Annotated in this window: 12 protein-coding genes; 8 read left to right on the top strand and 4 right to left on the bottom strand. The window is 32.7% G+C overall.

The window, feature by feature from the left end:
- Positions 1–67: 67 nt before the first annotated feature.
- Together sdrE and NST10_RS07250 are read left to right on the top strand one after the other, a co-directional pair.
- Positions 68–3499 carry an MSCRAMM family adhesin SdrE gene (gene sdrE, locus NST10_RS07255; protein ID WP_111015059.1) on the top strand — a complete coding sequence of 1144 codons (3432 nt, stop codon included), beginning with the start codon at positions 68–70 and terminating at the stop codon, positions 3497–3499.
- 118 nt (positions 3500–3617) lie between these two features.
- Positions 3618–5090, top strand: coding sequence for a glycosyltransferase (locus tag NST10_RS07250; protein WP_339209175.1), 1473 nt, complete (start codon positions 3618–3620; stop codon positions 5088–5090).
- Between the two features lie 125 nt (positions 5091–5215).
- On the opposite strand, the gene NST10_RS07245 is transcribed toward NST10_RS07250, so the two are convergent.
- The 4 genes from NST10_RS07245 to NST10_RS07230 all read right to left on the bottom strand — a co-directional run bounded on the left by NST10_RS07245 (position 5216) and on the right by NST10_RS07230 (position 8920).
- Positions 5216–6706, bottom strand: coding sequence for a glycosyltransferase (locus NST10_RS07245; protein WP_001106108.1), 1491 nt, complete (start codon positions 6704–6706; stop codon positions 5216–5218).
- 281 nt (positions 6707–6987) lie between these two features.
- Complete coding sequence (gene folE2 / locus NST10_RS07240) at positions 6988–7866, bottom strand: GTP cyclohydrolase FolE2 (RefSeq protein WP_000134231.1); 879 nt, start codon at positions 7864–7866, stop codon at positions 6988–6990.
- A 12-nt stretch (positions 7867–7878) separates the two neighbouring features.
- On the bottom strand, positions 7879–8544 hold the full coding sequence (gene bshB2, locus NST10_RS07235) for a bacillithiol biosynthesis deacetylase BshB2 (RefSeq protein WP_000129072.1): 666 nt from the start codon (positions 8542–8544) through the stop codon (positions 7879–7881).
- Positions 8545–8557: 13 nt separating this feature from the next.
- Positions 8558–8920, bottom strand: a complete 363-nt coding sequence (locus NST10_RS07230) for a YojF family protein (protein WP_001574742.1) — start codon at positions 8918–8920, stop codon at positions 8558–8560.
- 276 nt (positions 8921–9196) lie between these two features.
- Here NST10_RS07230 and nagB point away from each other — a divergent pair, with 276 nt between their 5' ends.
- The 6 genes from nagB (at position 9197) to NST10_RS07200 (ending at position 15798) form a co-directional block, all read left to right on the top strand.
- Complete coding sequence (gene nagB, locus NST10_RS07225) at positions 9197–9955, top strand: glucosamine-6-phosphate deaminase (protein WP_000866426.1); 759 nt, start codon at positions 9197–9199, stop codon at positions 9953–9955.
- A gap of 76 nt (positions 9956–10031) precedes the next feature.
- On the top strand, positions 10032–10664 hold the full coding sequence (gene hxlA / locus NST10_RS07220) for a 3-hexulose-6-phosphate synthase (RefSeq protein ID WP_000422864.1): 633 nt from the start codon (positions 10032–10034) through the stop codon (positions 10662–10664).
- A gap of 1 nt (position 10665) precedes the next feature.
- Entirely contained in the window at positions 10666–11214 is a 549-nt protein-coding gene (gene hxlB, locus NST10_RS07215; protein WP_001051591.1) for a 6-phospho-3-hexuloisomerase, read from the top strand.
- Positions 11215–11326: 112 nt separating this feature from the next.
- On the top strand, positions 11327–11974 hold the full coding sequence (locus tag NST10_RS07210) for an HAD family hydrolase (protein WP_000667395.1): 648 nt from the start codon (positions 11327–11329) through the stop codon (positions 11972–11974).
- A 502-nt stretch (positions 11975–12476) separates the two neighbouring features.
- On the top strand, positions 12477–13877 hold the full coding sequence (locus tag NST10_RS07205) for an MFS transporter (RefSeq protein ID WP_000347063.1): 1401 nt from the start codon (positions 12477–12479) through the stop codon (positions 13875–13877).
- 544 nt (positions 13878–14421) lie between these two features.
- A complete protein-coding gene (locus NST10_RS07200; protein WP_000382588.1) occupies positions 14422–15798 on the top strand; it encodes a long-chain fatty acid--CoA ligase in 1377 nt (458 codons plus the stop codon).
- The last annotated feature ends 1 nt before the right edge of the window (position 15799 follow it).

Genomic DNA, 15799 nt, shown 5'->3' with positions numbered 1-15799 from the left:
GAATACAAATTTTTATATGTAAAAATATTAGTTTTTTGCAAATATTGATATTTTAAAGGAGATTTATATGATTAACAGGGATAACAAAAAGGCAATAACAAAAAAGGGTATGATTTCGAATCGCTTAAACAAATTCTCGATTAGAAAGTATACTGTAGGAACTGCATCGATTTTAGTAGGTACGACATTGATTTTTGGTCTAGGGAACCAAGAAGCTAAAGCTGCTGAAAACACTAGTACAGAAAATGCTAAGCAAGATGAGGCATCGGCTAGTGATAATAAAGAAGTAGTGTCAGAAACTGAAAATAATTCGACACAAAAAAATGATTTAACAAATCCAATTAAGAAAGAAACAAATACTGATTCACACCAAGAAGCTAAAGAAGCACCAACTACATCTAGTACTCAACAACAGCAAAATAATGCTACAACTTCAACTGAAACTAAGCCTCAAAACATTGAAAAAGAAAATGTTAAACCTTCAACTGATAAAACTGCGACAGAAGATACATCTGTTATTTTAGAAGAGAAGAAAGCGCCAAATAATACAAATAACGATGTAACTACAAAACCATCTACAAGTGAAATTCAAACAACACCAACTACACCTCAAGAATCTACAAATATTGAAAATTCACAACCGCAACCAACGCCTTCAAAAGTAGACAATCAAGTTACAGATGCAACTAATCCAAAAGAACCAGTAAATGTGTCAAAAGAAGAACTTAAAAATAATCCTGAGAAATTAAAAGAATTAGTTAGAAATGATAGCAATACAGATCGTTCAACTAAACCAGTTGCTACAGCTCCAACAAGTGTTGCACCAAAACGTGTAAACGCAAAAATACGCTTTGCAGTTGCACAACCAGCAGCAGTTGCTTCAAACAATGTTAATGATTTAATTACAGTGACGAAACAGATGATTACTGAAGGTATTAAAGATGATGGTGTTATTCAAGCACATGACGGTGAACATATTATTTATACATCCGATTTTAAAATTGATAATGCTGTAAAAGCTGGGGATACAATGACAGTAAAGTATGATAAGCATACAATTCCTTCAGATATTACGGATGATTTCACACCAGTTGATATTACAGATCCATCAGGTGAAGTAATAGCGAAGGGAACATTTGATTTAAATACGAAAACAATTACTTACAAATTTACTGATTATGTTGATAGATATGAGAATGTCAATGCAAAATTAGAACTAAACTCATATATTGATAAGAAAGAAGTCCCAAATGAAACAAATTTAAATTTAACATTTGCTACAGCAGATAAAGAAACTAGTAAAAATGTTAAAGTTGAATATCAAAAACCTATTGTAAAAGATGAGTCAAATATTCAATCTATATTTAGCCATTTAGATACTACTAAGCATGAGGTAGAACAGACTATTTATGTGAATCCATTAAAATTAAATGCTAAAAACACAAATGTTACTATAAAAAGTGGTGGTGTAGCAGATAATGGTGATTATTATACTGGAGACGGTAGTACTATAATTGATAGTAATACGGAAATTAAAGTCTATAAAGTTGCATCGGGTCAACAATTACCTCAAAGTAATAAAATTTATGATTATAGTCAATATGAAGATGTTACCAATTCAGTAACTATTAATAAAAATTATGGTACTAACATGGCTAATATTAATTTTGGTGACATTGATTCTGCATATATAGTTAAAGTTGTTAGTAAATATACACCGGGTGCTGAGGATGACTTAGCAGTTCAACAGGGTGTAAGAATGACTACAACAAATAAATATAATTATTCATCATATGCAGGTTACACTAATACTATTTTATCAACTACTGACTCTGGTGGTGGTGACGGTACTGTTAAACCTGAAGAAAAGTTATACAAAATTGGTGACTATGTATGGGAAGACGTTGATAAAGACGGTGTTCAAGGTACAGATTCAAAAGAAAAGCCAATGGCAAACGTTTTAGTTACATTAACTTACCCGGACGGTACTACAAAATCAGTAAGAACAGATGCTAACGGTCATTATGAATTCGGTGGTTTGAAAGACGGAGAAACTTATACTGTTAAATTCGAAACGCCAGCTGGATATCTTCCAACAAAAGAAAATGGAACAACTGATGGTGAAAAAGACTCAAATGGTAGTTCTGTAACTGTTAAAATTAATGGTAAAGATGATATGTCTTTAGACACTGGTTTTTATAAAGAACCTAAATATAATCTTGGTGACTATGTATGGGAAGATACGAATAAAGATGGTATCCAAGATGCTAATGAACCTGGTATCAAAGATGTTAAGGTTACATTAAAAGATAGTACTGGAAAAGTTATTGGTACAACTACTACTGATGCCTCGGGTAAATATAAATTTACAGATTTAGATAATGGTAACTATACAGTAGAATTTGAAACACCAGCAGGTTACACGCCAACGGTTAAAAACACTACAGCTGAAGATAAAGATTCTAATGGTTTAACAACAACAGGTGTTATTAAAGATGCAGATAATTGGACATTAGACAGTGGTTTCTATAAAACACCAAAATATAGTTTAGGTGATTATGTTTGGTACGACAGTAATAAAGACGGCAAACAAGATTCAACTGAAAAGGGTATTAAAGATGTGACAGTTACATTGCAAAACGAAAAAGGCGAAGTAATTGGAACAACTAAAACAGATGAAAATGGTAAATATCATTTCGATAATTTAGATAGCGGTAAATACAAAGTTATTTTTGAAAAGCCTGCTGGCTTAACACAAACAGGTACAAATACAACTGAAGATGATAAAGATGCAGATGGTGGCGAAGTTGACGTAACAATTACGGATCATGATGATTTCACACTTGATAATGGATACTTCGAAGAAGATACATCAGACAGTGACTCAGACTCAGATTCAGACAGCGATTCAGATTCAGACAGTGATTCAGACTCAGACAGCGACTCAGACTCAGACAGCGACTCAGACTCAGACAGTGATTCAGACTCAGACAGTGACTCAGACTCAGACAGTGATTCAGATTCAGACAGCGATTCAGATTCAGATAGCGACTCAGATTCAGACAGCGATTCAGATTCAGACAGTGATTCAGACTCAGACAGCGACTCAGATTCAGACAGTGATTCAGACTCAGATAGCGACTCAGACTCAGATAGCGATTCAGATTCAGACAGCGACTCAGACTCAGACAGTGACTCAGATTCAGATAGCGACTCAGACTCAGATAGCGACTCAGATTCAGACAGTGACTCAGACTCAGATAGCGATTCAGATTCAGATAGCGACTCAGATTCGGATAGCGACTCAGATTCAGATGCAGGAAAACATACACCTGTGAAACCAATGAGTGCTACTAAAGACCATCACAATAAAGCCAAAGCATTACCAGAAACAGGTAGTGAAAATAACGGCTCAAATAACGCAACGTTATTTGGTGGATTATTCGCAGCATTAGGTTCATTATTGTTATTCGGTCGTCGCAAAAAACAAAACAAATAATACAATTTGACCCAGGTCCTTGTGGCCTGGTTTTTTTATGATTACACATGCAATAGATGTATTTTTCATATAAAATAAACAATAAAGATACGGAATAAAACTTATATGAGGCGATAATATGAATTACATTTTAGGAACAATTTTAGAAAGTAAAATTACAGGTGTAGAAAAAGCACAAATAAATAGACTGAAGTTGTTCAAACAACACGGCATATCTTCAAAATGTGTATATGTTAAATGGAATCCTTATTCATACACATATGCGAAGCAACATCAGATTGAAAATGATCTGTTTACAATGTATGACTATTTTCAAAAAGCAATCAATTATAAAAAGACAAAGCAAGTTAACTGGATACAGTATTGGGAAAAGTCATGTAGGTACACGTTGAAATTTGTGGAAAATTCAAATGATGTCAGAATATATGATGAAGAGCAATTTATAATGTATGCTCATTTTTTAGATAAACAGTATCATCAATTAAACTATGTGAATTATTTTGATCATAAAAGAAGAAAAGTAAAACGTGAATTGTATGATGGAAGAGGCTTTTTAAGTTGTTCTCGAATTTTAGGTGAAGGACAACGGATTGTACTCGAAAATTACTATACACCTAATGGGGAAATCGTCATCCAAAAATATTTCGACGATATAAAAGGGAAAAACACGCTCACAAAGGTTATCTTAAATGAAGACCAGCATCAACAATTTTTTGATACAGAAGATGAATTAGTTCAATATTTTCTCCATCAATTATGTAAAAATAATGATCAAATCATATTAGACCGTCCTCATGAATTAGGAAATGTTATTGCGGGATTAAATCAAAGTATTCCAGTTATTGTTGTGCTCCACAGTACACATTTATCCGGCACCGGTAATGATATAAAAAATTTTTATAAAACAGTGTTTAATAATTTAACACGTTATAAAGCGATTGTTGTATCAACAGAAAAGCAATGCCAAGATATTTCACAATATATTGAAAATAAAATACCAGTTATCAATATTCCGGTTGGCTACGTGGCAAACTTAAAGTATCAATTTGACATCAATCAAAAGGATAAAAATCATATCATATCAATTGCTCGCCTCGTTGAAAACAAACAAATTACACATCAAATTGAAGTGATCAAGCAATTAGTAACCAAACATCCCAAAATTCAATTGAATATTTATGGACATGGAAATGGTTTGTCAGAATATCGACAACTTGTAGAAGGTTATCATTTATCGGAACATGTTAAATTTCATGGTTTTAAGGCGCATATTAATGAAGAGATTGCTAAAGCAGAACTGATGTTATCGACAAGTAAAATGGAAGGTTTTGGCTTAGCAATTTTAGAGTCGCTTTCAGTAGGTACACCAGTGATCAGTTATGATGTAGATTATGGGCCATCAGAACTGATTCAAGATGGATTTAATGGCTATTTAGTACCTCCAGGTGACATCAATCAAATGGTTGAAAAGGTTGACCAATTATTAAATAATAGCCAAATGATGCAACAATTTTCAATTAATAGCATAGAATCTGCACAACAGTACAATGCAACTACTATCAGTACAAAGTGGCAAAAAATTTTAAACTAAGTCAAAAGAAAAAAGCATTTTCCTAAAATCATCTATTTAACAATCCACGTTCATAAGAACTGACAAGTTTGATTAGATGACATAGGAAAATGCTTTTTTTTTATAAAAATAAAGGTAAAGTACATTTATATTAGACGAACAAATTGGTCCCATTGTTTAATTAACGACGCTTTACTATATTGTTGCGCTTTTGCCAAACTACCTTTTGACAGTCGTTGTTGTACTTCAGGATGATCAATCACATATTTTACTTTATCAAATAGGGCATCTTCATCATTTTTAGTAATTAAATAACCATTGAAATCTGAAGTAATTAATTCACCAGGACCATATTTAATATCATAACTAATAACTGGAACACCATGTGCTAAAGATTCAAGTAGCGCTAACGAGAAACCTTCCATGTTACTCGTTATTAAACTTAAGTAAGCATCGCTGTATTCTTGGTCTAGATTGCTTAAAAAGCCACGTAAATAAACATGATTTTCCAATCCGTATTTTTGTATCAATTCATTTAATTTTTTACTTTCAGAACCAAAACCATACATATGAAGTTCTACTTTCGGTACATAAGGGACTAAGCGTTTAACTAATTCAATTTGTTGATGTAATTGTTTTTCAGGTGAATAACGAGCAACGGAAATTAATTTAACACTGTGCTGATCTAATGTTTGGACTGGTGTATCAATTGTTTCACTATAGCCGACAGGAATATTAACAACTGGAATAGTATGGTTAATACGTTTTTCAACATCTAATTTTTGCTGCTCAGTAGAAACGATAATGGCACGATATCGAGATAAATTTTCAAACATCGCTTTATAGACATTTTTAAATGGCGATGAATCTAATGCATCAATATTTTTAATGTGTGTACTGTGAAGCACAGCTACTACTGGGATTGACTCAGGTGTTAAGTTGAAAATAGGTGCTGTATACACATTACGGTCACTGAAAAATAAATCCCCATGTTGATATAGTTGTTTAATGAAAAATGCGCCTAATTCCGTTTCATTATTAAAGAAATATTGTTTGTTAGCATAGTAAACAATAATTTTTTGTACTTCTGGTTTGCCATCTTTGTAAGAAAAATACTTTTCTAATTTTGTGTCACCTTCTGGATTATAGAAAAATTCACATAATGTTTGTTGTTTATCAACAAGAATCCTACTACAACTTAAAAAGCCACGCACATCATAAAAATCACGTTTTACTTTTCGTCTTTGACTATCAAAATGATTCACATAATCTAATATACGATATTTAGGATCTTGAAAATGGGCATACATTAAGAAACGCTCTTGATCATATATTCTAAAGTCATGACTATTTTCAACATGTTTTAAAGTATAATGACATTCATCAGTCCAATATGACAACCAGTCAAATGGTTCATTGCGTTCTAAATATGTTGCTTCTTGGAAGAAATCATACATATTGATATAGTCAGAGCTAGTAATATAATTTTGGGCATTTCTATATAAATATCTATTCCATGACAGAAATACACATTGTGCTGGTCTTCCCATTTCTTTAAATAAATTTAAACGATTAATAATTGCTTTTTCTATCCCAGTTAAATTAACACCTAAACTATTACCTACAAAATAATTCATTTACAACACCACTTATATCTATTTTTTATAATTATATCACATAATATTTAATTACTTCTTTTAACTAGAAGATGTGTTTATTTATAAAACAACAAATTTTTATATTTATAATGGTAGTAGTTATTCAGTCAAATACTACCAATATATCATTGTAGAGCTTAGGATATTGATTTATGACTCAGGCACATCAAATGAGAAGATTTATAAAAGAGATATACAACTCTAGGAGGTATAATAAAAACGCGCAACTACTGTTACGCGTTTGAATTAATCATATGATATTATTTGCGATACTTTAATTTAGCGAAAGCATCATGTTGATGGATAGACTCTTCGTTACGACATTCGATATCGAAACCTTCTAACCAATCAAATTCAACTAAGTCCGCGGCAATTAAACGAATTAAGTCTTCGACAAAGCGTGGATTTTCATATGCACGCTCTGTCACACGTTTTTCATCAGGACGTTTTAAAATAGGGTATAGAATTGAACTTGCATTAGCTTCCATTGCATCTAAAATTTTGTTTTTATAGTCATCAACTATGTCTTGATCTTTATTAATATATGTTTTAACAGTGACAACACCACGTTGGTTGTGCGCTGAATATTCACTTATTTCTTTTGAACAAGGGCATAGCGTTGTGACAGTTGCTTCAATAGTAAGTTCTTTACGTGTAACTTTATCACCGTCAATTGCTAATCCATAAGTGACATCGGCATTACCAACTGCTTTAATATTTGTGGTTGGACTATAGCGATCAAAGAACCATTTCCCAGAAACATCAACGCCTGCCGCATTTTGTTTCATATTCGTTTGTAAAGTGCATAACACCTGATAAAGTGTATTAAATTCAAGTTCAATACCATTATCATAGTGCTTTTCAACACTTTCAATAATACGGCTCATATTAATACCTTTTTCGTCTTTTGTTAAACTTGTTGAAAAACTAAATGTGCCAGCTGTTTGATACTGGTCAACAAGTACAGGGTACACTAAGTTTTTAATACCAACTTCTTCTATTTCAAATAAGAAATCTTTATGTGTACTTTGTAAATCTGTCATTTCGTTCTTAGTAGTAGGTTTCGTGCCTTCAATAGGATCTACGGAACCAAAGTGTTTCCAACGACCTTCTCGTGTCGATAAATCAAATTCAGTCATTTTTTTCCTCCGTTAAGATTTAAAGTGATATGTCCAATATGGTTCGACTGTTAAAAAGCTGTGTTGTTTACCATCGATTTCAGGACTTGCTAATTGTTTTAAAAATGGACCTGTTTGAGAAGCATGTGCTTCAAATGCCTTAATTTTAAGTTCTTTAAAATCTGTAATATCATTTTGGATATCAGGTTCTCCAAGTGCTTCGGTTGCATCATTACTGAACGCAACTAAAGTTAAACGAGGGCGTTCTTCTTTAGGTATGCGTTCAACCGTTCGAATTACAGCGTCTGCTGTTGCTTCGTGGTCAGGATGTACTGCATATCCAGGATAAAATGAAATAATCAATGATGGATTTGTATCATCGATTAAAGATTTAATCATACCATCTATATGTTCATAGGGTTCAAATTCGACAGTTTTGTCACGTAAACCCATTTTTCTTAAATCAGTAATACCAATAACTTTACAAGCTTCTTCTAGTTCACGCTCACGAATACTTGGTAATGATTCGCGTGTTGCAAATGGGGGATTACCTAAATTTCTGCCCATTTGTCCTAGGGTTAAACATGCATATGTTACAGGTGTGCCTTTTTGGATATAACTTGCTAATGTGCCTGCAGATGAGAAGGTTTCATCATCAGGATGTGGAAATATTACTAATACATGTCTTTCGTCAGTCATGTTGATGCCTCCTCTATAAATTAAATGGTCGCTCACTAATTTGAAGTGCTGCAGCGAGTTGACCTTCGTAATTAAAACCTGCAATTAAAAATTCATCATGCTCATTGATTTCAAAATGCGTTAGACCTTGTACATAAACCCAACCACCATTTGATAGTTTAAGACCAATGCGATAAGGTTCTTTATTACCACCTTTTAGTTGTGCATGTGTATATGTTACTTGTATGTTTCTTAAAAAAGTACCAGCATTAAAAACACGTTGATCGAAATGGTTCGCATAGGCCCCATTTGTCGTTTCAACATGCAGATACACAGGTTTATGTTCAAAAGAAGCAAGTAAATCTATAACTTCTTGTTCTTTAATTGGTTCCAACACGTTCACTCCTTATACTATCAATGTGTTTATCTTTCTATTTTACTAAAAACTATTCAATAATTGTATACGATTGCTCAATTATTTATAAATTAATTTTCATGAAGCTGAATGACTCAGGATTACGCAATCATACAGCATTAGTTTTTTACTTTTAAAAATCAAAAAAATTGTTGGAATTTGAAAAGTGTTAAACATTAAAAATGATGCTATATTAATGGTGTATGAATGAATTCATAAGTTTTTAAAATGTATTAAATTTGTGGAGGCATGTAAACAATGAAAGTATTAAACTTAGGTTCAAAAAAACAAGCATCATTCTATGTTGCATGTGAGTTATATAAAGAGATGGCATTTAATCAGCACTGTAAACTTGGTTTAGCAACTGGCGGCACAATGACAGATTTGTATGAGCAACTTGTTAAGTTATTAAATAAAAATCAGTTAAACGTAGACAATGTATCCACGTTTAATTTAGACGAATATGTAGGTTTAACCGCATCACATCCGCAAAGTTATCACTATTATATGGATGACATGCTTTTCAAACAATACCCTTATTTTAATAGAAAGAACATTCATATTCCGAATGGAGATGCCTATGATATGAATGCGGAAGCGTCAACATATAATGACGTTTTAGAACAACAAGGTCAACGTGATATTCAAATTTTAGGTATTGGTGAAAATGGTCATATTGGATTTAATGAACCTGGTACGCCGTTTGATAGCGTTACTCATATCGTTGATTTGACTGAAAGTACTATTAAGGCTAATAGTCGATATTTTGAAAACGAAGATGATGTTCCAAAGCAAGCCATTTCGATGGGACTTGCTAATATTCTTCAAGCTAAACGTATCATTTTACTCGCATTTGGTGAAAAGAAACGTGCTGCTATTACACATTTATTAAATCAGGAAATTTCTGTTGATGTTCCAGCCACATTACTTCACAAACACCCGAATGTTGAGATATATTTAGACGACGAAGCTTGCCCGAAAAACGTTGCGAAAATTCATGTCGATGAAATGGATTGATTGCAATGTTTAATTAAGAAATGCCTCGGGAAAGGTTCCAATAGAAAGATAAAAAGCATTGGAAGGATGATTTTTAGTGGAATTACAATTAGCAATTGATTTATTAAACAAAGAAGACGCGGCTGAGTTAGCAAATAAAGTAAAAGATTATGTAGATATCGTAGAAATCGGTACGCCAATCATTTACAACGAAGGTTTACCAGCAGTTAAACATATGGCAGACAACATTAGTAATGTAAAAGTATTAGCAGACATGAAAATTATGGATGCAGCTGATTATGAAGTTAGCCAAGCAATTAAATTTGGCGCGGATGTAATTACAATACTAGGTGTTGCAGAAGATGCATCAATTAAAGCAGCTATTGAAGAAGCTCATAAAAATAATAAACAATTACTAGTTGATATGATTGCTGTTCAAGATTTAGAAAAACGTGCAAAAGAACTAGATGAAATGGGTGCTGATTATATTGCAGTACACACTGGTTATGATTTACAAGCAGAAGGGCAATCACCATTAGAAAGTTTAAGAACCGTTAAATCTGTTATTAAAAATTCTAAAGTTGCAGTAGCAGGTGGAATTAAACCAGATACAATTAAAGAAATTGTCGCTGAAAGTCCTGATCTTGTTATTGTTGGTGGCGGAATCGCAAATGCAGATGATCCAGTAGAAGCTGCAAAACAATGTCGCGCTGCAATCGAAGGTAAGTAATATGGCTAAATTTAGTGACTATCAATTAATTCTAGATGAATTAAAGATGACTTTGTCACATGTTGAAGCGGATGAGTTTTCAACGTTTGCGTCCAAAATACTACATGCTGAACATATATTTGTAGCTGGCAAAGGACGTTCAGGATTCGTGGCGAATAGTTTTGCAATGCGCTTAAATCAGCTCGGCAAACAGGCACATGTTGTTGGAGAATCAACGACACCTGCGATTAAGTCGAATGATGTATTTGTAATTATCTCTGGTTCAGGTTCCACGGAACATTTAAGATTATTAGCAGATAAAGCAAAATCAGTAGGTGCTGACATCGTATTAATTACTACAAATAAAGATTCTGCAATAGGCAATCTAGCTGGGACGAACATCGTTTTGCCTGCAGGTACAAAATATGATGAACATGGTTCTGCACAACCGTTAGGAAGTTTGTTTGAACAAGCATCTCAACTATTTTTAGATAGCGTTGTAATGGGATTGATGACTGAAATGAATGTTTCAGAACAAACGATGCAACAAAATCATGCTAATTTAGAATAAAACAAAGATAGTCGATAATATGATGCCTAGGCAGAAATATTATCGATTATTTTTTTATTTAAATAATAAATTATAGTATAATATCAATAATAAACGAATAGGGGTGTTAATATTGAAGTTTGAAAATTATATTTTTGATTTTGATGGTACGTTGGCAGACACGAAAAAATGTGGTGAAGTAGCAACACAAAGTGCATTTAAAGCATGTGGTTTAACAGAACCATCAGCTCAAGACATATCGCATTATATGGGAATACCTATTGAAGAATCATTTTTAAAATTAGCAGACCGACCATTAGATGAAGCAACATTAGCAAAGTTAATCGATACATTTAGACATACATATCAATCTATTGAAAAGGACTATATTTATGAATTTGCGGGTATAACTGAAGCCATTACAAGTTTGTATAACCAAGGGAAAAAACTTTTCGTGGTGTCTAGTAAGAAGAGTGATGTATTAGAAAGAAATTTATCGGCTATAGGGTTAAATCATTTAATCACTGAAGCTGTTGGATCCGATCAAGTAAGTGCATATAAACCAAATCCTGAAGGCATACACACAATTGTGCAACGCTACAATTTAAATAGCCAACAAACGGTTTATATTGGTGATTCAACATTTGATGTTGAGATGGCGCAACATGCTGGTGTACCATCTGCAGCAGTAACATGGGGAGCACATGATGCAAGGTCATTACTTCATTCAAATCCAGATTTTATAATCAATGATCCATCAGAAATTAATACCGTATTATAAAATTTGTTAAAACAGAGAATACCATGGTTAAAATCCATATTTATAAATATTAGATTATACATAGAAATATTTCGCTTTAGATTAGGAATTTAAAATAAATATTTATTAATAATCGTGTATGTTTAAATAGAAAAGTCTGCGTAATTAATTATTTGATATTAATACAAATAACTCCGACTGATGACATATTACTTGCAGTCAATTGAATATCTTACTTTAAATACGATGTCGAAAATGGCGATAGCATATGACTTATATGAAGTTGTATGCTATCGCTATTTTTAGTTATAATTCCAAAAAGTTAATCGTTCGATGATTTAAGAATTATTATTGTTTAATTCAAATGTACGAGGGTATAAAATCATTGAATTTAATTCGATAAAGTGAAATTTTTGAACAAACATACTTTTGTATTTATATAAAAGTTTAAATTCTTATAAATTTGACAAAACTAATTAACTCCGTATAATTATGAAACATACAAGAGGGAGTGTATGAATTCATGGATTTTAATAAAGAGAATATTAACATGGTGGATGCAAAGAAAGCTAAAAAGACTGTTGTTGCAACCGGTATCGGTAATGCAATGGAATGGTTCGATTTTGGTGTCTATGCATATACAACTGCGTACATTGGAGCGAACTTCTTCTCTCCAGTAGAGAGTGCAGACATTCGACAAATGTTGACTTTCGCAGCATTAGCCATTGCGTTTTTATTAAGACCAATTGGTGGTGTTGTATTTGGTATTATTGGTGACAAATATGGACGTAAAGTTGTATTAACATCAACAATTATTTTAATGGCATTTTCAACATTAACCATTGGATTATTACCAAGTTATGATCAAATTGGACTTTGGGCACCAATACTATTATTACTTGCACGAGTACTACAAGGATTTTCAACAGGTGGAGAGTATGCGGGGGCAATGACATATGTAGCCGAATCATCTCCAGATAAGCGTCGTAACTCATTAGGTAGTGGATTAGAAATAGGGACATTATCAGGTTATATAGCTGCGTCAATTATGATTGCCTTACTCACTTTCTTCTTAACTGATGAACAAATGGCATCATTTGGTTGGAGAATCCCATTCTTACTTGGTTTATTCCTAGGATTATTCGGCTTATATTTACGTCGTAAGCTTGAAGAATCACCAGTTTTCGAAAATGATGTTGCAACACAACCAGAACGAGACAACATTAACTTTTTACAAATCATCAGATTTTATTACAAAGATATATTTGTGTGTTTTGTAGCTGTTGTATTCTTCAATGTTACGAACTATATGGTAACCGCATACTTACCAACTTACTTAGAACAAGTTATTAAACTAGATGCAACGACAACTAGTGTATTAATTACTTGTGTCATGGCAATAATGATTCCATTAGCATTAATGTTTGGTAAGTTAGCGGATAAAATAGGTGAAAAGAAAGTATTTCTAATCGGTACTGGCGGGTTAACATTATTTAGTATCATCGCATTTATGTTATTACATTCACAATCATTTGTTGTGATAGTCATCGGTATATTTGGATTAGGATTCTTCTTATCAACATACGAAGCGACAATGCCAGGGTCTTTACCAACAATGTTTTACAGTCATATAAGATATCGAACTTTATCGGTAACCTTTAATATCTCTGTTTCAATATTTGGTGGTACGACGCCATTAGTTGCAACATGGTTAGTCGCGAAAACTGGTGATCCATTAGCACCTGCGTATTATTTAACAGCAATCAGTGTTATTGGGTTTTTAGTGATCACATTCTTACATTTGAGCACAGCAGGAAAATCTCTCAAAGGTTCATATCCAAATGTAGATAACGAGCAAGATAGAGCTTATTATGCAGAACACCCAAAAGAAGCATTATGGTGGGTGAAAGAACGTAAAGATTAGAGATTTCAGTAAATAAGTAATAATCAATCGTATAAAAGCACTTTAAAGCTAGTAAACGCTACTAACTTTAAAGTGCTTTTTAAATTAGGGAATGTAATTAGCCGAAATAAAGTTTTTGTATATACATAAACCCCCACTGCAATGATTATCGCAATGGGGGAAAGAGGGGACTTAAAGCATATGTTTAGCTTTGAATACTTAAAATTCTCTTGCTATTGAAATGTTAGGATGTAAATATGTCTTAGAGTATTTTGTCCAACGCAATTAATATTGAGACTCTAACCTTCAATATTATTATAGAGAACACAAACTTAAATAGATTGGGTGACTTATTTGTGTCAGTTATTGCGATTGCGATAACTTCTTTTCTCTATATACATATAGTATCGTCTTATCTAATAAAAAACATGGTACTACAGTATCAAATTTATCTAGGGCTTAAGTTTGATTTTTATAATAGGCAGGTTTACCTGATAAAAATACTTATTCATTATATAATGTTAACAAGATGTATTATAAAGTTTACATTGAGTGAGGGATATTGATGGACGTAATTTTAGAACAGTTGGAAACACATACTCAAAATAAGCCTAATGACATAGCATTACATATAGATGATGAAACAATTACATATAGTCAACTAAATGCCCGCATCACTAGCGCAGTTGAATCTTTGCAGAAATATTCACTTAACCCTGTTGTTGCTATTAATATGAAATCACCGGTTCAAAGTATTATTTGTTATTTAGCTTTGCATCGTTTACATAAAGTGCCTATGATGATGGAAGGTAAATGGCAAAGTACTATACATCGTCAATTGATTGAAAAATATGGTATTAAAGATGTAATTGGAGATACATGTCTCATGCAGAATATAGACTCACCTATGTTTATTGATTCAACGCAATTACAGCACTACCCCAATTTATTACATATTGGTTTTACTTCAGGGACAACTGGACTGCCAAAAGCATATTATCGTGATGAAGATTCATGGTTGGCTTCTTTTGAAGTTAATGAAATGTTGATGTTAAAAAATGAAAATGCAATAGCAGCCCCCGGACCACTATCGCACTCGTTAACATTATATGCGTTATTGTTTGCTTTAAGTTCCGGTCGTACTTTTATAGGACAGACCACTTTTCATCCTGAAAGGTTACTTAATCAATGTCGTAAAATATCATCATACAAAGTTGCTATGTTTCTTGTTCCAACGATGATTAAATCATTATTGTTAGTTTATAACAATGAACATACAATCCAATCATTTTTTAGCAGTGGGGATAAGCTGCATTCTTCTATTTTTAAAAAGATAAAAAATCAAGCAAATGACATAAATTTGATTGAATTTTTTGGTACATCGGAAACCAGTTTTATCAGCTATAACTTGAATCAGCAAGCACCAGTTGAATCTGTAGGTGTGCTATTTCCAAATGTGGAATTGAAAACAACGAATCACGATCACAATGGTATAGGAACTATTTGTGTAAAAAGTAATATGATGTTTAGTGGCTATGTAAGCGAACAATGTATAAATAATGATGAATGGTTTGTTACTAATGATAATGGCTATGTAAAAGAGCAGTATTTATATTTAACGGGACGACAACATGATATGTTAATTATTGGTGGTCAAAATATATATCCAGCACATGTTGAACGCCTTTTAACGCAATCGTCGAGCATTGATGAAGCAATTATCATCGGTATTCCAAATGAGCGTTTTGGTCAAATAGGTGTATTGCTTTATTCTGGTGATGTGACACTTACACATAAAAATGTAAAACAATTTTTAAATAAGAAAGTGAAACGCTATGAAATTCCATCGATGATTCATCATGTAGAAAAGATGTATTACACTGCAAGTGGTAAAATTGCTAGAGAAAAAATGATGTCGATGTATTTGAGAGGTGAATTATAAT

The organism is Staphylococcus sp. FSL W8-0305 (assembly GCF_037966415.1).
Lineage (GTDB): Bacteria > Bacillota > Bacilli > Staphylococcales > Staphylococcaceae > Staphylococcus > Staphylococcus aureus.
The sequence above is the reverse complement of the archived record's forward strand: the minus strand, read 5'-3'. Positions and strand labels throughout refer to the sequence as shown.

Excerpts from the sequence above, each read along its gene's own strand:
- NST10_RS07250 (WP_339209175.1), top strand. The coding sequence starts at position 3,618 with ATGAATTACATTTTAGGAACAATTTTAGAAAGTAAAATTACAGGTGTA.
- sdrE (WP_111015059.1), top strand. The coding sequence starts at position 68 with ATGATTAACAGGGATAACAAAAAGGCAATAACAAAAAAGGGTATGATT.
- nagB (WP_000866426.1), top strand. The coding sequence starts at position 9,197 with ATGAAAGTATTAAACTTAGGTTCAAAAAAACAAGCATCATTCTATGTT.
- NST10_RS07205 (WP_000347063.1), top strand. The coding sequence starts at position 12,477 with ATGGATTTTAATAAAGAGAATATTAACATGGTGGATGCAAAGAAAGCT.
- bshB2 (WP_000129072.1), bottom strand. The coding sequence starts at position 8,544 with ATGACTGACGAAAGACATGTATTAGTAATATTTCCACATCCTGATGAT.
- hxlB (WP_001051591.1), top strand. The coding sequence starts at position 10,666 with ATGGCTAAATTTAGTGACTATCAATTAATTCTAGATGAATTAAAGATG.
- NST10_RS07200 (WP_000382588.1), top strand. The coding sequence starts at position 14,422 with ATGGACGTAATTTTAGAACAGTTGGAAACACATACTCAAAATAAGCCT.
- folE2 (WP_000134231.1), bottom strand. The coding sequence starts at position 7,866 with ATGACTGAATTTGATTTATCGACACGAGAAGGTCGTTGGAAACACTTT.
- NST10_RS07245 (WP_001106108.1), bottom strand. The coding sequence starts at position 6,706 with ATGAATTATTTTGTAGGTAATAGTTTAGGTGTTAATTTAACTGGGATA.